Origin of the sequence: Paenibacillus sp. RC84, from assembly GCF_041260495.1 — a bacterium.
Classification (GTDB): Bacteria; Bacillota; Bacilli; order Paenibacillales; family NBRC-103111; genus Paenibacillus_F.
On sequence record NZ_JBGBYL010000003.1, the window covers coordinates 207,467 to 228,124 of the forward strand.

Annotated in this window: 24 protein-coding genes and 1 tRNA gene; all 25 read left to right on the plus strand. The window is 54.3% G+C overall.

The window, feature by feature from the left end; all coding sequences use genetic code 11:
* The first annotated feature begins 122 nt into the window (after window positions 1-122).
* The 25 genes from ABH899_RS08205 to trpC all read left to right on the plus strand — a co-directional run bounded on the left by ABH899_RS08205 (window position 123) and on the right by trpC (window position 20,584).
* The gene (locus tag ABH899_RS08205) at window positions 123-416 is read left to right on the plus strand and encodes a 2Fe-2S iron-sulfur cluster-binding protein (protein WP_042228465.1); all 294 of its coding nucleotides are present in this window, start codon (window positions 123-125) and stop codon (window positions 414-416) included.
* Between the two features lie 10 nt (window positions 417-426).
* Window positions 427-1,062: a nucleotidyltransferase domain-containing protein gene (locus tag ABH899_RS08210; RefSeq protein ID WP_369995453.1), complete on the plus strand. Its 636-nt coding sequence runs from the start codon at window positions 427-429 to the stop codon at window positions 1,060-1,062.
* Window positions 1,063-1,180: 118 nt separating this feature from the next.
* On the plus strand, window positions 1,181-1,534 hold the full coding sequence (locus ABH899_RS08215; RefSeq protein WP_369995456.1) for a 2Fe-2S iron-sulfur cluster-binding protein: 354 nt from the start codon (window positions 1,181-1,183) through the stop codon (window positions 1,532-1,534).
* A gap of 45 nt (window positions 1,535-1,579) precedes the next feature.
* The gene (locus ABH899_RS08220; protein WP_369995459.1) at window positions 1,580-2,335 is read left to right on the plus strand and encodes a hypothetical protein; all 756 of its coding nucleotides are present in this window, start codon (window positions 1,580-1,582) and stop codon (window positions 2,333-2,335) included.
* A gap of 289 nt (window positions 2,336-2,624) precedes the next feature.
* Entirely contained in the window at window positions 2,625-4,103 is a 1,479-nt protein-coding gene (spoIVA, locus tag ABH899_RS08225) for a stage IV sporulation protein A (RefSeq protein ID WP_009672005.1), read from the plus strand.
* A 282-nt stretch (window positions 4,104-4,385) separates the two neighbouring features.
* On the plus strand, window positions 4,386-4,658 hold the full coding sequence (locus ABH899_RS08230; RefSeq protein ID WP_009671985.1) for an HU family DNA-binding protein: 273 nt from the start codon (window positions 4,386-4,388) through the stop codon (window positions 4,656-4,658).
* A 124-nt stretch (window positions 4,659-4,782) separates the two neighbouring features.
* A tRNA-Pro gene (locus tag ABH899_RS08235) sits at window positions 4,783-4,859 on the plus strand.
* A gap of 173 nt (window positions 4,860-5,032) precedes the next feature.
* Window positions 5,033-6,325: a PQQ-dependent sugar dehydrogenase gene (locus ABH899_RS08240; RefSeq protein ID WP_369995461.1), complete on the plus strand. Its 1,293-nt coding sequence runs from the start codon at window positions 5,033-5,035 to the stop codon at window positions 6,323-6,325.
* An 86-nt stretch (window positions 6,326-6,411) separates the two neighbouring features.
* A complete protein-coding gene (gene mtrB, locus ABH899_RS08245) occupies window positions 6,412-6,633 on the plus strand; it encodes a trp RNA-binding attenuation protein MtrB (RefSeq protein WP_009672001.1) in 222 nt (73 codons plus the stop codon).
* A gap of 71 nt (window positions 6,634-6,704) precedes the next feature.
* Window positions 6,705-7,238: a hypothetical protein gene (locus ABH899_RS08250; protein ID WP_369995464.1), complete on the plus strand. Its 534-nt coding sequence runs from the start codon at window positions 6,705-6,707 to the stop codon at window positions 7,236-7,238.
* An 82-nt stretch (window positions 7,239-7,320) separates the two neighbouring features.
* A complete protein-coding gene (locus tag ABH899_RS08255) occupies window positions 7,321-8,184 on the plus strand; it encodes a heptaprenyl diphosphate synthase component 1 (RefSeq protein WP_369995465.1) in 864 nt (287 codons plus the stop codon).
* Window positions 8,185-8,198: 14 nt separating this feature from the next.
* Window positions 8,199-8,948, plus strand: a complete 750-nt coding sequence (locus ABH899_RS08260) for a demethylmenaquinone methyltransferase (RefSeq protein WP_369995972.1) — start codon at window positions 8,199-8,201, stop codon at window positions 8,946-8,948.
* Window positions 8,929-9,813 (plus strand): UbiA-like polyprenyltransferase, encoded by an 885-nt coding sequence (locus ABH899_RS08265; protein ID WP_369995468.1) that lies wholly within the window; start codon window positions 8,929-8,931, stop codon window positions 9,811-9,813. The genes ABH899_RS08260 and ABH899_RS08265 overlap by 20 nt, the downstream gene beginning before the upstream one ends.
* Window positions 9,810-10,445 (plus strand): UbiX family flavin prenyltransferase, encoded by a 636-nt coding sequence (locus tag ABH899_RS08270; protein WP_009671983.1) that lies wholly within the window; start codon window positions 9,810-9,812, stop codon window positions 10,443-10,445. Before ABH899_RS08265 ends, ABH899_RS08270 begins: the two co-directional genes overlap by 4 nt.
* Window positions 10,405-11,268 (plus strand): menaquinone biosynthesis protein, encoded by an 864-nt coding sequence (locus tag ABH899_RS08275; protein WP_218229813.1) that lies wholly within the window; start codon window positions 10,405-10,407, stop codon window positions 11,266-11,268. The genes ABH899_RS08270 and ABH899_RS08275 overlap by 41 nt, the downstream gene beginning before the upstream one ends.
* Window positions 11,265-12,239, plus strand: coding sequence for a polyprenyl synthetase family protein (locus ABH899_RS08280; protein WP_009671975.1), 975 nt, complete (start codon window positions 11,265-11,267; stop codon window positions 12,237-12,239). The genes ABH899_RS08275 and ABH899_RS08280 overlap by 4 nt, the downstream gene beginning before the upstream one ends.
* A 124-nt stretch (window positions 12,240-12,363) precedes the next feature.
* Complete coding sequence (gene ndk / locus ABH899_RS08285; protein ID WP_009671982.1) at window positions 12,364-12,807, plus strand: nucleoside-diphosphate kinase; 444 nt, start codon at window positions 12,364-12,366, stop codon at window positions 12,805-12,807.
* A gap of 119 nt (window positions 12,808-12,926) precedes the next feature.
* A complete protein-coding gene (locus ABH899_RS08290) occupies window positions 12,927-13,706 on the plus strand; it encodes a CheR family methyltransferase (RefSeq protein WP_369995470.1) in 780 nt (259 codons plus the stop codon).
* A 62-nt stretch (window positions 13,707-13,768) separates the two neighbouring features.
* Window positions 13,769-13,933 (plus strand): hypothetical protein, encoded by a 165-nt coding sequence (locus ABH899_RS08295; protein WP_218229815.1) that lies wholly within the window; start codon window positions 13,769-13,771, stop codon window positions 13,931-13,933.
* A gap of 195 nt (window positions 13,934-14,128) precedes the next feature.
* Window positions 14,129-15,292: a chorismate synthase gene (gene aroC, locus ABH899_RS08300; protein WP_009671979.1), complete on the plus strand. Its 1,164-nt coding sequence runs from the start codon at window positions 14,129-14,131 to the stop codon at window positions 15,290-15,292.
* A 1-nt stretch (window position 15,293) separates the two neighbouring features.
* On the plus strand, window positions 15,294-16,388 hold the full coding sequence (gene aroB / locus ABH899_RS08305; protein WP_369995473.1) for a 3-dehydroquinate synthase: 1,095 nt from the start codon (window positions 15,294-15,296) through the stop codon (window positions 16,386-16,388).
* A 2-nt stretch (window positions 16,389-16,390) separates the two neighbouring features.
* Complete coding sequence (aroH, locus tag ABH899_RS08310) at window positions 16,391-16,768, plus strand: chorismate mutase (RefSeq protein WP_009672004.1); 378 nt, start codon at window positions 16,391-16,393, stop codon at window positions 16,766-16,768.
* Window positions 16,769-17,110: 342 nt separating this feature from the next.
* Entirely contained in the window at window positions 17,111-18,655 is a 1,545-nt protein-coding gene (trpE, locus tag ABH899_RS08315) for an anthranilate synthase component I (RefSeq protein ID WP_369995476.1), read from the plus strand.
* Between the two features lie 95 nt (window positions 18,656-18,750).
* Window positions 18,751-19,791 carry an anthranilate phosphoribosyltransferase gene (gene trpD / locus ABH899_RS08320; RefSeq protein ID WP_369995478.1) on the plus strand — a complete coding sequence of 347 codons (1,041 nt, stop codon included), beginning with the start codon at window positions 18,751-18,753 and terminating at the stop codon, window positions 19,789-19,791.
* Window positions 19,781-20,584, plus strand: coding sequence for an indole-3-glycerol phosphate synthase TrpC (gene trpC, locus ABH899_RS08325; protein ID WP_369995481.1), 804 nt, complete (start codon window positions 19,781-19,783; stop codon window positions 20,582-20,584). The genes trpD and trpC overlap by 11 nt, the downstream gene beginning before the upstream one ends.
* Window positions 20,585-20,658: the final 74 nt, after the last annotated feature.

A 20,658-nucleotide genomic window follows, 5' to 3' on the forward strand; every position in this document is an offset into this window, starting at 1 on the left:
GACCGTAGGAGGCCGAAAGGCAGCCCGCGGTCCCTTTACTCGTGATTCACAAAGTTTCGGCCGAAATGCTATAATCAACCTAGGAATGAAGCAGCATCGTTTACACGAAGGGGGAAGCATAGATGATTACACTGCGCACGAGAAAAGGGGACAAGACGGTCGAAAGCGAGACGGGACTTACCGTACTTGAACTGGCCCTCAAACATAAACTCGAATGGGGACATTCCTGCAAGCGCGGTACATGCGCGCGCTGCCGCTGTTTTGTCAAAGAAGGCCGGGAACGGCTCGCACCGCCTACGGAAGCGGAACTTGACCGTTTGGAACCCGAAGAAATTGAGCTGGGCTACCGTCTGGGTTGTCAGGCCGTGATTCAGGAAACCGGCGATGTTTCCGTTACTCACAAGCCTTACTTCTAGGAGGACCGGCATGAAAAGCGAACGTTCAAATGAGCGGCCGATTGCGCTCGAAATGCGTCGGGACCTTCCGCTGGAGGAGTCGTTAGTCCGGGTCATGTGTCAGGCGGCCCGTCTTCTCGACGGCACCGGAACCGGCTGGCTGATCGGCGGGAGCTGCGGTCTGGCGCTGCAGGGCGTGGAGATCGGAGCCCAGCCGCGGGATCTGGATCTGTACGTGGATACGGATCAGGCGTCAGCGGCAGCGCGTATCCTGGAACCCTATGCCGTGGATGAGCAGAAACTGGACCGTACGGGCATCTACGAATCGCTGCTCAGCCATTACGCCATCGGCGGAATTCAAGTGGAGCTCGTTGGCGGGTTTAAAGTTTGTGCGGCGGGATCGCTGTACATAGTCGAGGCGGCCTACTTGAGGGAGAAGCACGCGGAAGTGCGGCAGTTGGAAGGCGAGAGTCTGGCGATAATGCCCCTTGCGCACGAATTGCTCTTTAACATCCTGCGCGAACGTCCCGACCGGTACGAGGCTATCGCAAGGACGATAAACAGCTGTCCGTCCCGGCACGAAGCGGCTCTGACAGACCTGCTTTCCAGAAACAGCTGGGGAGAGCCTGCATTGTCCGTCGTCAAGCGACTTATTCCCGGACTATAGAAGCAATCGCGGTTTGCGGCAGCGGCGGCTTCCGTCTCCTTGACCGGAGGCCGGAGCGCAACGGGAACGAGCCGCGCCCTGAAAAGAAGCAAATGCTTAGACGGAGGGAGGGACGAGAATGAGCCAGACCAACCCGAAAGTGACCTTTATGCCGGACAACCGCAGCGCTTCCGTCCGCTTGAACACCACCCTGCTGGATGCGGCACGGCGGGCCAATGTGCACATCCGCACCCGGTGCAGCGGGCAGGCCGCCTGCCTGATGTGCAAAGTGCACGCCGGGGACCAGAGCGGCCTGGCCGAGCCCGGCAAGAACGAGCGGCTCAAGCTCGGCAGCCAGCTGCAGGAGGGGCTGCGCCTGTCCTGTCAGGCCCGGATTACGGGCGATGTGACGGTTAACGTCCCCGAAGACCCGCTGAAAGCCGCTGTACGCGCCCAATTGGCCAAGCAGCGGGAAGAAGATGACTGGCCTTAGAACCTCTCAGCGATCCGGAGAAACGAAACCAAAGGAGAACCGATGATGACAATCGTAAAGGGCGCTCTAGCCGGGCGCCTGACGGTACTGATGGCCGCTTTATTTTCGCTGGCTTTGCTTGGCGGCTGCATGTATCCCAAAGAAATGCGCAAAGAAAACCAGACTAACCCGGGCGAGTTTATTGCCGTAGTCCAGCAGAGTATCGACGAATATCATACCAAGAAAAGCGTCTTTCCCATTAAAAACAGCGATATGGAAACACCGCTTTATGAAAAATACGTCATTGATTTTCAAAAGCTGAAAAACAGCGGTTATTTGTCCAACCTTCCGGGCAATGCCTACGAAAGCGGCGGAGATTTTATTTATGTGCTCGTCGACCCCGACACGAAGGCAAAAGTGAAGCTTTTCGATCTGGTAGCTTACCGGACCACGGCTGACATCCAGAAGAAAGTAAACGACTATATCAGCAAAAACAACGGCGCCGTTCCGGGCGGAGAAACCTATTCTCCCGGCTTCAAGTATGTGGATTTCGGCAAAATCGGCATGAAAACGCCTGAACTCAAAAGTGTTTACAACCGTCAGAGCCTGATTAATTTCCTTGTTCATGACTCCGGCAAAGTTGCGATTGATTATGCACCCGATCTGGCTCAAAAGATCAGGGACAAGCAGCTTCAGGCTGCCCTGAAGGACGGTCAGGACCTTCTTCCCCTTCTGGTGGAGGACTCCTATTTCGTGCCTATCATGTCGTTTGAGTACAAATGGGACAGCGTGACGAGCAAACCTGTTCCCGTCATGAAATAGCCGGCCGTATACGTCTGCAAGGCGGTCTTATCCGCTGTATACGGGCTTTCGAACCCCTTTTCTTCCTCATGGAGAAAAGGGGTTTTTCGCGTCCGGCGCATATTCGGGTTCCGGGAATCATATATTTTTTCAGAGATTATTGCCAGGCATATTTCGACGACCGGCACATATATTTGTTACAAGTCCAAATGATGTACGAGTTATGTCGCATACGGATGGCAAAGGGAAGGCCGGCTGAAGAACGTATCGTGGCTCTCGCTTCATTTAACAACCTGTAGGAGGGATTCTCTTGGAGAAAGTGGATATCTTTAAGGACATTGCTGAGCGAACGGGAGGAGATATTTACCTGGGGGTCGTTGGAGCGGTCCGTACGGGAAAATCGACCTTCATCAAACGCTTCGTGGAATCAGTTGTACTGCCTAACATCCAGAGTGAAACCGATCGCATCAGAGCCACGGATGAGCTCCCGCAGAGTGCGGCAGGGCGCACGATTATGACGACCGAACCGAAGTTCGTGCCGAATAACGCCGTGCAAATTTCCGTAGCGGAAGGACTGAACGTCAACGTCCGGCTGGTCGATTGCGTCGGCTATGCGGTGGAAGGCGCCAAAGGCTACGAGGACGAGAACGGCCCTCGGATGATTTCGACGCCGTGGTTCGACGAACCGATCCCGTTCCAGGAAGCGGCCGAAATCGGCACACGCAAAGTCATTCAGGAACACTCAACGCTGGGGGTCGTCGTGACGACCGACGGAACGATTTCAGATATTCCGCGTTCGTCTTATGTGCTGGCGGAAGAAAGAGTCATAGCGGAGCTGAAGGAAGTCGGCAAGCCGTTTATCGTAGTCATCAACTCGCAAAAACCGAACAGCGAGCCGGCCCAGGAACTGCGCAGCGAACTGCAAAGCAAGTACGACATTCCGGTCGTCACGATGAGCGTAGCGACGGCAGGCGAAGACGAGATGATCGGCGTGCTCCGTGAAGTTCTGTACGAATTCCCGGTGCATGAAGTGAACGTAAACCTGCCGAGCTGGGTAATGGTGCTGCCCGAGAAGCACTGGCTGCGTACGCATTTTGAAAATTCCGTCCGCGATACCGTTCAGGACATCCGGCGTCTGCGCGACGTGGAGCGGGTTGTCGGACAATTCTCCGAATATGAGTTCATCGACCGGGCGGCTCTTGCCGGAATGAATATGGGGCAGGGTGTGGCCGAGATCGACCTGTACGCACCGGATGAACTGTACGATAAAATTTTGGTCGAAGTGGTCGGCGTCGAGATTCGCGGTAAGGATCACCTGCTTCAACTGATGCAGGAGTTCACCCATGCGAAAAGGGAATACGACCAGTTCGCCGAAGCGCTGGAAATGGTCAAAACGACCGGCTACGGCATCGCGCCGCCTACGCTTGCGGAAATGGCTTTGGATGAGCCGGAGCTTATCCGTCAGGGTTCCCGCTTCGGTGTAAGGCTGAAGGCGACGGCTCCTTCGATACATATGATCCGTGTCGACGTGGAGTCGGAGTTCTCCCCGATTATCGGAACGGAGAAGCAGAGCGAGGAGCTGGTCCGCTACCTCATGCAGGATTTCGAGGACAACCCGCTCAAAATTTGGGAGTCCGATATTTTCGGCCGCTCTCTGCACTCCATCGTCCGGGAAGGTATTCAGGGGAAGCTTGCCATGATGCCGGACAATGCCCGCTACAAGCTTCAGGAGACACTCGGACGTATTATCAACGAAGGTTCCGGGGGGCTCATCGCCATTATTTTATAACGAGCTTGACATTTCGTTTTTCTACCGTTTCCGGCGGGGAAATTCTTCAGAGAACTTCACGTTCTCCAAGAATTTCCCTGTTTTTTTGTGCATTTTCCACAAAATCAGCGACTTTGACTTGAAATAAGCTCTAGCGTATATTACTATAAGTTTGTTTCGTTTTCTTCGGTACTCGTTTTTCGTTGATGGGCTTGGGCTTTTGCCCGGTTCATGTATATTTTTTAACGAAACGGTGAAAACAGAAAGTAAAACAGTAGATATTTTGGGAGGGAGGTGAAAGGCATGAATAAATCCGAACTGATTGCTAAAGTATCTGAGACCTCCGAGCTTTCCAAGAAGGATGCGACGAAAGCGGTTGACGCTGTATTCGATGCAATTTCCGAAGCTCTTCAGCAGGGCGACAAAGTTCAGCTTGTTGGTTTCGGCAACTTCGAAGTTCGCGAGCGCTCCGCACGTAAAGGACGCAACCCGCAAACAGGCGATGAAATCGAAATCCCTGCAAGCAAAATTCCTGCTTTCAAACCTGGCAAAGCGCTGAGAGACGGCATTCAATAATCGCTTCTCTTACATATGGATTTTGTGTAGACCGTGTGCCTTCGGGCGCGCGGTTTAGTTTTTATCAGCCCTTTTTTTCCGCATTGACAACTTGCGATTATCCGGTATAATAGGGATACGGCGTCGGGGTATGGCGCAGTCTGGTAGCGCGCACCCTTGGGGTGGGTGAGGCCGTGGGTTCAAATCCCGCTACTCCGACCATGAAACCCATACATACACCAAATGCTTTCGCTCAGGATCAAATCCTGACGGAAGCATTTTTTAATGCGGCCGGGAGAGCTCCTTCCTCCCTTCGGCCAGGCGGCGGTCTCTTTTGGAAGCGGCGCCCGATTGTGTTACGATAGAATCAACAAATCCGCGGGAGGGGAACGGACATGCGGCAGAACGGTCAAACACGTGTTAAAAGCGCCCTGTTTACGGCAGCGGCGGCGATAGCCGTCATGACGTCGGGGTGTGAAGGGAAGCCTGCTTCCACAGGCGGCACGGGAGCCGGCCCTGCAGGCACGGAAGCGCCCGGGCCAACCGACGCCGGCCAGGCACGGGGGAGCGGCTCCGGGAATGCTCCCGTCGTGCCCGAACTCATAGAGCAGAAGGCGGCGGACTACACGCGGGAGATCGTGGCTTCCGGCCTGAATGTGCCGTGGGAACTGGTTTTTGCGCCGGATGGCCGCATATTTTTCACGGAGCGTCCGGGACAGCTGAGGATGATCCGGGGCGGCAACCTGCAGGAGAAGCCGCTTTTGAAGCTGCAGGACCCTTTTATCAGCAGCGGGGAGGGCGGGCTGCTCGGCTTGGCGCTCGATCCCGATTTCGCCGCCAATTCCTACCTGTATGTTTACCACACGTACGCCGGGGAAGGAGAGACGAAGAACCGGGTGCTCCGGCTGAAACTGCAAGGTGACGAGGCTCTAATAGACCGCGTGCTGCTCGATGGCATACCGGGGGCGGAGAATCATAACGGCGGACGAATCAAATTCGGCCCCGACAACATGCTTTATGTCACAACGGGCGAGAAATACGATCCGCCCCTGGCTCAGGGCAAGAACAGCCTCGGCGGCAAAATTCTGCGGATAAAGCCGGACGGTTCGATTCCGGAAGACAATCCGTTTCAAGGTTCGCCCGTGTACTCCTTGGGTCACCGCAACGCGCAGGGCCTGGCGTGGGACCCGCGAAGCGGCGCGCTGCTAAGCTCCGAACACGGACAGTCGGCTCATGACGAGCTGAACGTCATCGTCCCGGGGGGAAACTACGGCTGGCCTCTGATCGAAGGGGACGAAACGGGATCGCCCAAGGCGGCCGGACCGCTTATCCCTCCGCTTCTGCACAGCGGCAAAGACACATGGGCCCCTTCGGGAATGACGTTCATCCGCCAGGGGCCGTGGCAGGGACGACTAGCCGTCGCCGGGCTGAGAGGGACGAAGCTGCTGCTGTTCACGCTTGAACCTGACCGCACGTCAGCTCCGGGAGCAGCGGCTTCCGTACCCGTTTACAAGCTGACCAAGACGGAAGCCGCGTTCGCAGGCATCTTCGGACGGCTTCGCTCGGTAACGGAAGGCCCTGACGGCTCTCTGTACCTGCTGACGAACAACCGGGACGGGCGGGGTAAACCGGCGGGAGACGACGACAAAATCATCCGCCTGAAGCCGAAGCGGTCCGGCGCGGAATAAGGGTTGACAGGCGGCTTCTTTTTAAAGCATGATAAATTGTAAGCCACATACGGATAAGCAGTACGGATAGAAGGGGGTACCGATTTATGGATCAGACACAGGGAGATTATTTTATTATTAAGGCGAAAGAAAACGGCGTACATGTGATCGGCCTGACAAGAGGACACGACACGCGCTTTCATCATACCGAAAAGCTGGACAAAGGCGAGGTTATGATCGCCCAGTTCACGGAGCACACTTCGGCGGTGAAGGTCCGCGGCAAGGCGCTGATCATGACGAAGTTCGGCAATATCGAAACCGAACAATAATTTGCGTCGGCAGGCATAGCCTGCTTTTTTTCATTGTACAATGGGATATAGACAGGAGGTGCCCTTGTACGATGAACAAAATTGCCCGTCTGCTGACGATAGGCGGCCTGTCGGCGGCCGTTGTGCTGACTATGGCGTTCGTCCCGTTTCTGGACAGAAAGAACAGCGGACAAGGATCGGAAGCCTGGAGAAGTATTTCCGGCCCGGAATTGACGGAGGCTAATCTGCCCGATTACGTAAACGGACTCCCGCTTCAGCTGCGCGTGCGCAAGGTGGAACTTACACATTCCATTCTCTCGCTCGATCTGCTGCTGCCTGGTACGGCCGAAAAGAAGGTTGTTTACGGCGATCTGCTGCGGATCGCGCAATCGTCCCTGCTCCGGACCTCCAACATTAGCCGGGTGCTCGTCAGGATCGTGGAATACGGCGCAAAACCGGGCGAGAACGGTCCGCAGCTCGTCATGGCGATGGAAGCGGCCCGTACGGAGGCGAAGGCACTGTCTTCCTTGAAGGGAACCGACGGCGAAGAGAAGGTCGCTGCCGAACTACAGCGCAGATTTCTTCTGACCTTTACAAAGAAATGGCAGCGGCACTTTCCAGAATAATTGCTTGTGCGTCACTCAAAAGGTTATGCTATAATTACTTAGATACGATCTATGAAACTGGCACACGTACGGAGGCTTTTGTATGAACCCATATCGGATCCCTGAGATCGCTAAACAATATACGGATTATGACATGATCCGCCAGCATACGGATCTGCCTGATTTCCCGAACTTCCGGGCGCAGCTTCTGTATGCTTTTTTGAGCAGGGATTCCCGGCTTAACCCTTCGTCCGAATTGTTTGCGCTCGTCACTTCGCTTGTCCAGATGGGACTCGATACGCATGACGAGGTAACGGTTTCTAATGAGGTGAAAGAGAAGAAAGCCGCCAGGTCCCGTCAGCTGAAAGTGCTGGCCGGCGATTATTTCAGTTCCCGATTTTACCACCTGCTATCGCAAGCCGGTCAAATCGAACTTATCAAACGGTTGTCCACGGCCATCTGCGAGCTGAACCGGCTCAAAACGAACCTGTATGTGACGATGAAGCATCTTAAAGTCACGGCAGAGGACTACGTGCGGCAGTCCGTGGATATCAAGTCCCATCTGTTTAAGTCGTTCGGCGGACTGATGGAAGAAGTAAACCGCCGCGCCTGGCCGGAAATTCTCGAAGCGTTCACCCGCTGCGAAGTGATTTTCAAGGAAATTTTCCGTTCGGAATCTCTTCAGGATTTTCACGGGAGCTGGGGCTATTGGCACATTATCCAGAACGGCTCCAAAGAAGAGCGGAAGCTGCTCGAAGCTGAGGAGCAGGACCCGGCTAAACTCAAAGCGCTGATTCACAAATACAACGTGCCGTCCCAATTGTACAACCTGCTTGCGGCCCAGCTTCAACAGCTGGAAGTGAAAGTAAAGCAGCTTGATTCGGACAAGCTCGCAAGTGAACTGTTTCACATTGGCGAGCCATTTTTTCGTTTCATTTCCAAAACCAGATTACTGGAAGAGAGATAAAGGTGGGGAAAGCCGTGCAAGGCAAAACGAAAGAACAATTTGTTCATTCCGTGTTTGAAAGTATCGCTCCCAAATACGATAAAATGAACAGTATCCTAAGCTTCCGCAGGCACAAGGCCTGGCGGAAATTTACGATGGCCAAAATGAACGTCAAGCCGGGATCGACCGCGATCGATATTTGCTGCGGCACCTGCGACTGGACGATCTCCATGGCGAAGGCGAGCGGCACGGGACAAATGGTCGGGCTGGATTTCAGCCAGAACATGCTCGATTACGGCGCGGGCAAGATTCGTGAGGAGAGGCTGGACAACCAGATCCGTCTCGTGCACGGCAATGCCATGAGCCTCCCTTTCGACGATAACACTTTCGATTATGCCACCATCGGATTCGCGCTTCGGAACGTGCCGGACGTGGAGCAGGTGCTGCGTGAAATGCAGCGCGTTGTGAAACCGGGCGGGCTTGTCGTTTCTCTGGAATTGTCCAAGCCTACTTGGCGGCCTTTTAAAGCTTTGTATTATTTTTATTTTCAGAAAGTGCTTCCGATGCTCGGCAAATTGATTGCCAAGTCTTACGAGCAGTATAGATGGCTTCCGGAATCGCTAATCAGTTTCCCAGACTATAAAGAGCTTGCCGAAATTTTTCGCCAAACGGGGCTTCAGAAAGTCGAAGCTTACCCGCTGACCTTCGGAATTGCGGCGCTTCATATAGGCGTCAAAGGGAATTCGAGTCAGGAGAGTAAGACAGATGCGACAACTCATTCATAAAACAAAAATTTTCCTGGAAATGATCAAATTTGAGCATTCCCTTTTCGCCCTTCCTTTTGCCTATATGGGTTCTATTCTTGGAGCCGTTGTGGAAACGGGGGTCCTGCCAACGTGGACGCAGATCATGTGGATCACGCTTGCGATGATCGGCGCCCGCACGGCCGCGATGTCCCTGAACCGGGTCATCGACAAGAAGTACGACAAGAAAAACCCGCGGACGGCAAACCGGGCGATCCCGGCGGGCCTGATTTCAGTCGCGGAAGTGACGATATTTATTATCCTTTCATTCCTGCTGCTTTTCTGGTCAGCCTACCACCTGAACATGCTGTCCGTTTACCTGCTGCCGGTTGCGGCCTTTTTTCTTGTCTTTTATTCGTACACCAAACGTTTTACGTGGGCGTGTCATTTTGTCCTCGGCATTACCCTGGGCCTCGCTCCGCTCGGCGGATGGGTGGCGATTACCGGAGGAATCACGCCGGCCGCGCTTGTCCTATTTATTACCGTAGCGATGTGGAGTGCCGGCTTCGACTTGCTCTACGCCTGCCAGGATGTGGAATTTGACCGCGAGGAAGGCCTGCATTCCTACCCGAGCCGCTTCGGTATTCCGACGGCGCTGATTACGGCGCGCGTTCTCCATACGCTGACCGCCGTAGGTCTGATCTCGCTTTTCTTTATGACGAATCTCAGTTGGTGGTACCTCGTCGGCATTATCATCGCGTACATCATTTTGTTTTACGAGCACCGCCTGGTTTCGCCGACGGATTTATCTAAGCTGAATACGGCGTTTTTCACCATGAACGGGATACTCAGCACGGTCGTTTTCGTCTTCACGCTGGTGGATATTCTGGTGGAGACGTTCCGATGAAGAAACGCGGCTGGGTCGTCGGCATTACGGGGGCAAGCGGCGCGATTTACGGAGTGACGCTCGTCAAGGAACTTCTGAAAAGGGGTGTTCCCGTCCATCTGGTCATTACGGATGCCGGCTGGCGGGTGCTTCACGAAGAGCTGGATTGGGTGGCCGCCAAGCGGAAAGAAACGCTGGAAGCTCATTTCGGCGGTTTTCCGGGCCCGTACACGTATTATCCGCTCCAGGACATCGGGGCCGGCATAGCAAGCGGCTCGTTCCGCACCGAAGGCATGGTGGTTATGCCCTGTTCGATGGGCACCTTAGCGGGAATTTCCCGCGGCGCCTCGGACAACCTTCTGGAGCGGGCAGCCGACGTGATGCTGAAAGAAGGGCGCAGGCTCATTCTGGTTCCCCGGGAAACGCCGCTGCACGCCATTCATCTGGAGAACATGCTTGTCCTTGCCAAAATGGGCGTGAAGCTGATTCCGGCCATGCCGGCCTTCTATCAGCGACCTGAGACATTGGAAGACATCGTTGCCTTTCTCGTGGGGAAGGTACTAGACAACATGGATTTGGATCATGAATTGTTCAGAAGATGGGGAGAAAGCAATGACGACAACAGAGAAGAAACTGCGCATCGGGAGAATTGAATTTACGAATGCTTGGCCTGTGTTTTACCATTTTCCGGTGCAGAAGCTGGCAAATTCAGTAGAGTTCGTAAGTCAGGTTCCGACGGGTTTAAACCGGGCTCTGGCGGCGGGAGAGATCGATATGAGCGCTATCTCCTCGTTCTCGTATGGAGAAAATTTCCGGGATTACGTCCTGTTTCCCGATTTGTCGGTTAGCGCTTACGGGTATGTGAACTCACTGCTGCTTTTTCATAAAAAACCGCTGGACCAATTGAAAAACGGAAGATTTGCGCTTCCGACGACCTCCGCAACGACGACAAACCTGCTGAAAATCATCATGAACAAAAAATACGGCGGCAATCCGACCTACAGTTATGCTCCGCCTGTGCTGGAAGACATGATGAAAGACAACGACGCGGCGCTCCTGATCGGCGACCATGCCATCAAAGCCAGCTGGCAGGGCAGCGGGTATATGGTAACCGACCTGGGGCAAGAATGGAAGGAATGGACCGGGCATTGGATGTCGTTTGCCGTGTGGGCCGTCCGTAAAGATACTATCGAACGGTCGCCGGAGCTGGTTAAAAGCATCTTTGACGGTTTTGTGGAAAGCAAACGCAAGTCGCTGGACGACCTTACGGGCGTTGTGAATGAAGCCGTCCTCAAAATCGGCGGTTCGGAATCTTACTGGGAACATTATTTCAGAAATCTTTGCTACGAATTCGGTCCCGAGCAGTGGAGCGGTCTGGAGCTGTATTACCGCTATGCTTGGGAGCTTGGTTTTTTACCGGAAGAGGTCTCCATCCAGATCTGGTCCGATAATACGAGGGTGCGGGTGACGGAATGAAAATTCTTAACATATACGTGCGCAAGAAAAAAGACGTGGGCGCTATCGAGCGGGAATTGGAAGTGAGCCTGCAGACCGACCACGCATTATTGACGGAAACGTCCATGCATCTGCTAAAGGCCGGGGGCAAAAGAATCCGGCCTGTTCTTGTCCTGTTGGGCGGCGAATTCGGAACCTATGATATTGAACGGTTGAAAATGATAGCGGTGCCGCTGGAGCTTTTCCATTCGGCCTCGCTCGTTCACGACGATGTGATAGACGATGCGGACACCCGGCGCGGCCAGGATACCGTAAAGTCCAGATGGGACAACCGGATTGCGATGTATACCGGGGATTTTATTTTTGCCAAGGGTCTTGAGATTGCCGCCAGACTGGAAGATCCGCGTGTCCATTTGATCCTGTCAAAGGCACTGGTGGAGATGTCCATCGGTGAAATGGAACAGATCCGTTTCTTCTTCCATACGGAGCAGACGCTTCGGGATTATCTTCTCCGCATCAAGCGGAAGACGGCTCTTCTTATCGCGATTTCCTGCCAGCTCGGAGCTATGGTGGCGGGAGCCGACGAATACGTATCCAACCGGCTGTATTCTTTCGGCTACAACGTCGGGCTCGCATTCCAGATCCGGGACGACATCCTTGATCTGTGCGGTACCGAGAAGGAGATCGGCAAACCTCCGGGAAGCGATATCAAACAGGGCAACATTACACTGCCCGTTATTTTCGCCCTGCAGGAGGAGAAGCTCAGAGGCCCGATTCTGAGCGAGATCGAACGCATCCAGCAAGCGGACGGGCAGACGGACGTCAGCCGCGTTCTGGACATGATCCGCGGGAGCGGAGGGATCGAGAAATCCAGTGCGCTTGCCGACCGCTATATCGCAAAAGCCATTGCGGCTCTGGATACGCTTCCGAACATCCGGGCCAAGCAGGATCTCATCCAGGTCGCCCATTTTATCGGCAACCGCACGCACTAATCCTATATTTTATCGGCCCGGCGGGCTCCGGTTTCACGGATGTGTGCAATTGTTCATTGTACGTGCTGCTGAAACGGTGGTACAGTAAGAGAGATTACTTTTCTACCAATTGGAGGCAGATTACATGGAAAAAACTTTTCTAATGGTAAAACCGGACGGCGTCCAGCGCGGACTGATCGGAGAGATCGTCAAGAGACTGGAGCAGAAAGGCTTCCAGCTGGTAGCCGCTAAACTGATGCTGATGACAAGAGAGCAGGCGGAAGAGCATTATGCCGAGCATAAAGGCAAAGACTTCTTCGAGCCGCTTGTAGAGTTTATTACTTCCGGTCCCGTATTTGCCATGGTGTGGCAGGGCGAGCAGGTTATTGCGCTTTCCCGCATTCTGAACGGTAAAACGAACGTACTGGAAGCGGCTCCCGGAACGATCCGCGGCGACTTCGCCTTACATACGAGATTAAACCTGATTCACGGCTCGGATTCACCCGAGAGCGCAGAGCGCGAGATCAACCATTTCTTCAAGCCGGAAGAAATTTTGGATTACAAGCGCGACGTATCCCGCTGGTTGTAATCGGACTAGGGAAAAAGATATGGGCATTTTTGCCTATATCTTTTTCTTTTTTGCAGGAGAATTCGCCCGGGATAGGGAATATCAACACCTGGACAAATACATCAGAGGTGGGATACAACTTGGAAAACGACGATTTTCCGTTATTTATCCGCAAAATCAAGGACTTCACATCGATAGATCTCGCATTATACAAAGAAGCTCAGATGAAAAGGCGTCTGACGACGCTGCGGATCAAAAAAGGCTACAATACCTTCTCGGCCTATTTCGATGCCATGTCGAAAGATAAAGAACTCTTTTACGAATTTCTGGACCGGATGACCATCAATGTTTCCGAATTTTGGCGCAACCCGAACCGCTGGGAAGTGATGGAACAGAAATTTTTGCCGGAACTGCGCAACGCGAGCCGGAATCTCAAAGTATGGAGCGCAGCCTGCTCGACCGGCGAGGAGCCGTATACGCTGGCTATGATCTTGTCCCACATGGGCGCTTTGCGTGACGCCTCCATCCTTGCGACGGACATTGACGAAGGAGCGCTGGAAAAGGCGCGCCGCGGCATTTATGTGGAAAGATCGCTCAAAGACGTTCCGCCCCACTACGTGAAAACGTATTTCAAACAGGAGCAGCTCGGTTTCCATGTCACCGACGAGCTCAAGAAAGCGGTGAAATTCCAGAAGCAGAACCTGCTGGAGGATCGTTTCGATAGCGGCTTCGACCTGATTGTTTGCCGCAATGTCATCATTTATTTTACGGAAGAAGCGAAGCACCGGCTGTATCAGAAATTTTCAAAAGCGTTGAAACCGGGAGGCATTCTGTTCGTGGGTTCCACCGAGCAGATTTTTTCTCCGGCCCAGTATGACCTCGAACCCGCGGATACCTTTTTTTACCGGAAAAAGGGGTAGGAATGTATAACTTTTCCTTTTGAAACCGATACTTGGAGTACTGTCTTTCAAGGAGGACTCAAATGGATAAACGAAAGGTTATTGCCGCCTATCGCCGGGGGTTTATCACCATGCAGGAGTGTGCGCAGATTCTAGGCATAGATTCCGTGCAGATTCTCGGGATGATGAACGATCCGAAGATGGCCGGTCCGTCCGGTCCCTGGCAGAAGCAATCGGCCGGCGGCTGACGATCGGAAGCTCAGGTCTAATGGAAACCGGATAAAACACGCTTTGATGCCGCCTGGCACGCAGGGCGTGTTTTTTGTGCGTGCGGTTGTCAAACGCATAGGGGTATACTATAATGATAGAAAAACTTAGGCACTTGAAAGCGCTAAAGTGTTTGTCGGTACCGTAGTTGTACGGATTAGAAGGGAGCAAGAGTAGTGAGATATTTAACGGCGGGGGAAACACATGGTCCGCAGCTGACTGCGATCATTGAAGGATTTCCGAGTAATGTAACGATTGATTTTGAAGCCATGAACTTCCAATTACATAGAAGGCAGAAAGGCCACGGACGCGGACGCCGGATGCAGATCGAGAAAGATACCGCAAGCATTGTCGGCGGTGTGCGCCACGGCAGAACGACAGGTGCGCCGATTGCCCTGGTCGTCGAGAATAACGACTGGAAGCACTGGACTTCCATTATGAACATAGAAGAGCAGCCGGATACGGACGAAGGAAAACGGCGGGTTAACCGGCCGCGTCCGGGTCACGCGGATCTCAACGGCGGTTTGAAATACAACCAGCGCGACCTCCGCAACATTCTGGAACGCTCCAGCGCCAGGGAAACGACGATGCGCGTAGCTTGCGGCGCTGTTGCGAGACAGCTGCTTGAAGCGTTCGGCATCAAGCTGGCGAGCCACGTCGTCCGCATCGGCGAAGTGGAGGCGAAATCTCCGCAGCTGCCGATCGACGAGCTCATCGCGATTACGGAAGAGTCTCCCGTAAGAGTGACGGATCCCGAAGCGGAAGCGGCGATGATCGCGGCTATTGACGCGGCGAAGGCCGACGGAGATACGCTTGGCGGCATCGTGGAAGTTATCGTGGAAGGCGCGCCGGTCGGTCTGGGCAGCCACGTGCAGTGGGACCGCAAGCTGGACGGCCGCATCGCTCAGGCGGTTCTGTCCATTCAGGCGTTTAAAGGCTGCGAAATCGGAATCGGATTCGAAGCGGCCAAACTGCGCGGCTCCAGCGTGCACGACGAGATTCAATATGATCCCGAGAAGGGCTTCCGCCGGGCGAGCAACCGCGCAGGCGGTTTCGAAGGCGGAATGACGACAGGCGAACCGATTGTCGTAAGAGGCGTCATGAAGCCGATCTCGACTCTATACAAACCGCTTCAGAGCGTGGATATCGATTCCAAAGAAGCATTCACGGCTCAAGTGGAACGCTCCGATACCTGTGCCGTGCCGGCTGCCGGCGTCATCATGGAGAACGTGGTGGCCTGGGAAGTCGCGCAGGCGTTCATGGAAAAATTCGGCGGAGATTCTCTCGAAGAGATTCGCCGCAATTATGAGAATTACTTGAAGCAAGTGGAGAGCTACTAAGATGATGGAGCTGAAAGTTGATCTCGGCGAGCGCTCGTATCCAATCTACTTGGGAGAAGGGCTGCTCAAGGACTGTGCCGCGTATTTCGACAAACATGCCATCAGCAAACGCGCCCCGCTGCTGGTCGTTACGGATGAGTCGGTTGCGCGTCATCATCTTCAGCCCGTCATGGACAGCCTGACAGCCGGCGGATACAAGGCGTCTTCTTTTATCGTGCCGCCGGGCGAGGGCTCGAAATCTTTGCAGATGCTGGAGCAAATCGTTACAGCCGCTCTTGAAGCCGGGCTGGACCGCAAGTCCACCATCGTCGCACTGGGCGGAGGCGTCGTCGGAGACCTCGCCGGTTTCGCTGCGGCAAGCTTTATGCGCGGCATCGCCTTTGTACAAATGCCTACCACCATTCTGGCTCATGACAGCAGTGTCGGGGGTAAGGTTGCGGTCAATCATCCTTTGGCGAAAAACATCATCGGCGCTTTTCACCAGCCGGAGATGGTGCTGTACGACGTAACCACGTTACAAACCCTGCCAAAGCGGGACATTTCCGCGGGATTGTCGGAAATGATCAAGCACGGTCTGATCTGGGACGCCGATTTTGTGACGTGGCTGGAAAACAACCGGGAGAAGCTGCTTTCCCTGGACCCGGAAGCTCTGCAGTACGGGCTTTACCAGGGCTGCAAGGTTAAATCTCTGGTTGTATCGCAGGATGAGCGCGAGAACGGCCTCCGGGCGATTTTGAACCTCGGCCACACGATCGGCCATGCTTTAGAGGCGGTCGCCGGCTACAACGAGCTCTTGCACGGCGAAGCCATCTCTATCGGGATGGTCGGTTCGGCGCGGCTTGCCGTGAAGCTCGGATACTCCGAGGACATTTACACGGTGACCAAGCGTATCCTGCAAAGTTTCGGGCTGCCGGTCCGTCTGCCGGAGCAGTACGACACGGCCCGGATTATGAGCGCATTGATGCACGACAAGAAGTTCAAGGAAGGCACCATGACGTTCATTATACCTACGGCTGTCGGGCAGGTGGAAATCCGAAGCGATGTCCGCCGCGAATGGGTGGAAGAAGTCGTGGAACAACTTAAGCGGGAGGCATAACCATGTTCGTTAGAGGAATCCGCGGCGCAACAACCGTGGAAAGCAACGAAGAAGGACAGATTCTGGCGGCTACGCTGGAGCTTTTGGAAAAGATTGTCCGCGAGAACGACGTGAAACCCGATGAAATTTCCTCGGTCTTTATTACGGTCACCAAAGAACTGACCGCGACGTTCCCGGCGAGAGCCATCCGCCAGATGCCGGGCTGGGATCTCGTACCGCTTATGTGCTCCATCGAAATCGATGTAGACAACAGTCTTCCGAAATGTATCCGGCTTATGGTGCTGGCCAATACGACGAAACGGCAGGATGAAATGCGGCACGTTTATTTAAAAGGCGCGCAGGTTCTGCGTCCGGATATTGTAAAATTGACAAATCCCTAATCCGGGTAGTATAGTCAATATAGATGAGTAGAGCTTAGATGAGATCAGTTGAGTAGAGTTGAGCATAGACAGCGCATAACTATCGTTAGCATTTCGCATGAGTTGCGAAAGGACGATAATAACCGTTCCGTCCCTTTGATAGTAAGGGGGTTCTGTAGTTTTTCTACAGAGCGGAGAACTGTAGTCTTACAGCCGGTTCTTTTAACGAACCTTTACGGCTCTAGACGGTGCGCCTTGAATTCCTGCACTCTTACCAATCAAATGAACTCAACCAAACCTCTACGGATGCGTAGAGGTTTTTTTATTTTTTCAAATGCTGCCCGTAGAAAGGGGAAAACAAGAATGAATACCGAGCTTCAAGAAGTGATCCGCCTGGGAAAAGAATACAATCTGATACCGATTGTACGCTGCCTGCTGGCGGATACGGAGACACCGATCCGAGTATTTCAGCATGTTGCCGACGAGAAACGCGCGTTCCTGCTCGAAAGCGTAGAGGGCGGCATTAAGTGGGCCCGGTATTCGTTCATCGGCACAGACCCGTTTCTCATTATAAGGGCACGCGACGGCAAGACTCATCTGGAGACGCAGGGAAGAACGATCACGACGGAAGAAAAGCCGCTTGAAGCTTTGAAAAGCCAGCTTGCGTTATTCCGGAGCCCTTCGATTGAGGGACTGCCTAGATTCACGGGCGGAGCGGTCGGATTTTTCGGGTACGATCTTCTCCAGTATTATGAGAACCTTCCCAAACACCGCGTCGACGATATTCAGATGGATGATATCCAGTTCATGTTTTGCGACCAGGTTATTGCCTTCGATCACTTCAAACAGCAGATGAATGTGATCGCGAACGTGCACATTCCCGACGGAGCCAGCGAGGAAACGATAGCGGAAGCTTACCGGCAAACCTGTCAGAAGCTGGACGCGACGATACAAAAGCTCAAAAAGCCGCTCCCTTCGACCATGATGACCCATAGCGAAGTGGAAACGACTACGGATCTGAGCGGCTTCCGTTCCAATCTGAGCAAAGAACAGTACGTGTCCAATGTGAAAGCGGCCCAGGAGTATATTAAGGCCGGCGACATCTTTCAGGTGGTGCTGTCCCAGCGTTTCGAAACGGATACGGATGTCTCTCCGCTGCAGGTTTATCGGGTACTCCGTACATTGAATCCTTCTCCTTACATGTACTATTTGAAAATGGACGATGAAGTCATCGTGGGAACCTCTCCCGAAATGCTGGTGCGAGTGGAGGACGAGAGAGTGGATACAAGAGCCATTGCGGGCACACGACCGAGAGGCAAAACGCCCGAACACGATCTTGAGCTTGAGCGGGATCTGCTCGCGGACCAGAAGGAACGTGCGGAGCATCTGATGCTGGTGGATCTCGTGCGTAACGATGTAGGCCGGGTTGCCGAGTACGGCACGGTGTCCTGCGACAGCTTTATGCAGATCGAGCGCTACTCACACGTGATGCACATCGTGTCGAACGTGTCGGGGACGATGAACAAAGAGAAGGACTTCTTCGATGCCTTCCTGTCCTGTCTGCCGGCAGGCACGGTGTCCGGGGCGCCGAAGCTGAGAGCGATGGAGATAATCGCCGAATTTGAAAATGAAAGAAGAGGTACCTACGCCGGTGCTATCGGCTACCTTGGTTTCTCGGGGAATATGGATTCGGCCATTACGATCCGGACCATCGTTTTCAAGAACGGCAAAGCGTATATCCAGGCCGGAGCGGGTGTTGTTTTCGATTCCGATCCGGTGAAAGAGTACGAGGAGACGGTGAACAAGGCGCGGGGGATGATGACAGCGATCCGTACCGCGGAAGCGATGTTCAAGCGGGCGGCGGATAATCCGAACCTCGACTACTATGTCCACGTCCCGGCCCTTTAGGCGGGAAGGGTCGGAACTAGACGACGGAACGAACGGCAGATGAACGGTACATGAACGGCAGGTTAAAATCCATTTCGAAGAAGGAGGACGGTCAGATGGCGGCGAATGGTACCATTCAGCGGGCGATTTCGACACTCATTGGAGGCGGGAACTTATCCCGGGATGAAGCGAGGGAGGTCATGCTGTCGGTTATGGACGGGGAAGCAACCCCCGCCCAAATCGGCAGTGTGATGACCGCGATGAGGATTAAGGGAGAAACAATCGAAGAGGTGACGGGCTTTGCCGAAGCGATGAGGCTTAAAGCGACCTCGGTGCAGACCATCCAGGATAATCTGCTGGATACTTGCGGAACCGGAGGCGACGGAGCGGGAACGTTCAACATCTCGACCGCCTCCGCTATCGTGGCGGCAGCCGGGGGTATCCGGGTCGCCAAGCACGGCAATCGTGCGATGTCCAGCAGCAGCGGCAGCGCGGATGTGCTGGAGGCGCTCGGAGTGAACATCGAGCTCGACGGCGGTCAGGCGGCGCAGTGCCTCGATCAGATCGGCATTTGCTTCATGTACGCCCAGCGGTATCACCAGTCGATGAAGCACGCTGCGGGTCCGCGCCGTGAGCTGGGAGTCCGGACGGTGTTTAACCTGCTGGGCCCGCTGACCAACCCGGCCGGCGCCGACCGTCAGGTGCTCGGCGTGTTCGAACGCGGCAAGACGGAGCTGGTCGCCGAAGTGCTGGGAGCGCTCGGCCTTAAACGGGCGGTCGTGGTTTCCAGCTACGACGGTTTGGACGAAATCAGCATTTCCGCACCTACGCAGGTGACGGAATTGAAAAACGGAACGGTGAACACCTACACCATTACACCGGACGATCTCGGCCTGCAAACTTACTCCCTGCAAGACATCCAGGGAGGGAACGCGGCGGAGAATGCGGAAATCATCCGCACGATTTTCACCGGCGCCACAGGCGCACACCGCGAAATCGTGCTTGCCAATGCGGGCGCCTGCTTCTACGTGACCGGAATTGCCGGCACGCTTCAAGAAGGCGTCAAGGTAGCGGCCGATGTCATTGACAGCGGCAAAGCTATGGAAAAATTACAGCAATTAGCCCACTATACAGGAGATCTGAGCTATGTTTCTTGATAAAATCGTAACAACCAAGCGCAGAGAAGTTGAGGAACTTCGCGGACTTGTAAGCTCTTCCGAGCTGGAGCGTCGTATTTCCGGCCTGCAGGCGTGCAGAGGGTTCGAACGTGCCCTGCGGGACGGAAGAAATCGGCCGACGGGACTCATTGCGGAAGTGAAGAAGGCTTCCCCTTCCAAAGGCCTTATCCGTGCCGATTTCGATCCCGTCCAGTTGGCTTCGGCCTATGCCGAAGCCGGGACGGACTGCATTTCGGTGCTGACGGACAAAGATTACTTCCAAGGCGCCAACGACTACTTAAGCGCCGTCCGCGAAGCGGTAAACGTGCCGCTGCTCCGCAAAGATTTTACCATCGACCCGCTGCAGGTTCTGGAAGCGAGAGTCATCGGCGCGGATGCCGTCCTGCTGATTGCGTCCATCCTCAAGCCTTCCGAGCTAAAGGAACTCAAGCAGCTCGCGCAGGATGTCGGGCTCGACGTTCTCGTGGAAGTTCACGACCGCCGGGAGCTGGAGACGGTCCTGGAGCAGGACGCGACTCTAGTCGGCATTAACAACCGGAATCTGAAAACGTTCGTAACCGATATCAAGACGACGGAAGAACTGGCGGCGATCGTGCCGGACGACCGGATTCTAGTCAGCGAAAGCGGAATTTCTTCCCGGGACGATCTGGATTTCGTCCGTAAAGCCGGCGCACGGGCCGTGCTGATCGGGGAGCATTTTATGAGACAGCCGGATGTCGGCCAAGCCGTCCATGACTTGATGGGCGAACGCAGTATTACCCGGAATTTTTAAATGCTAAGGAACGGGCTGCAGAAGAAGTTTCCTTCGTAAGCGAGTGGAGTAATGGCGGCTAAATAGGCTTTTTG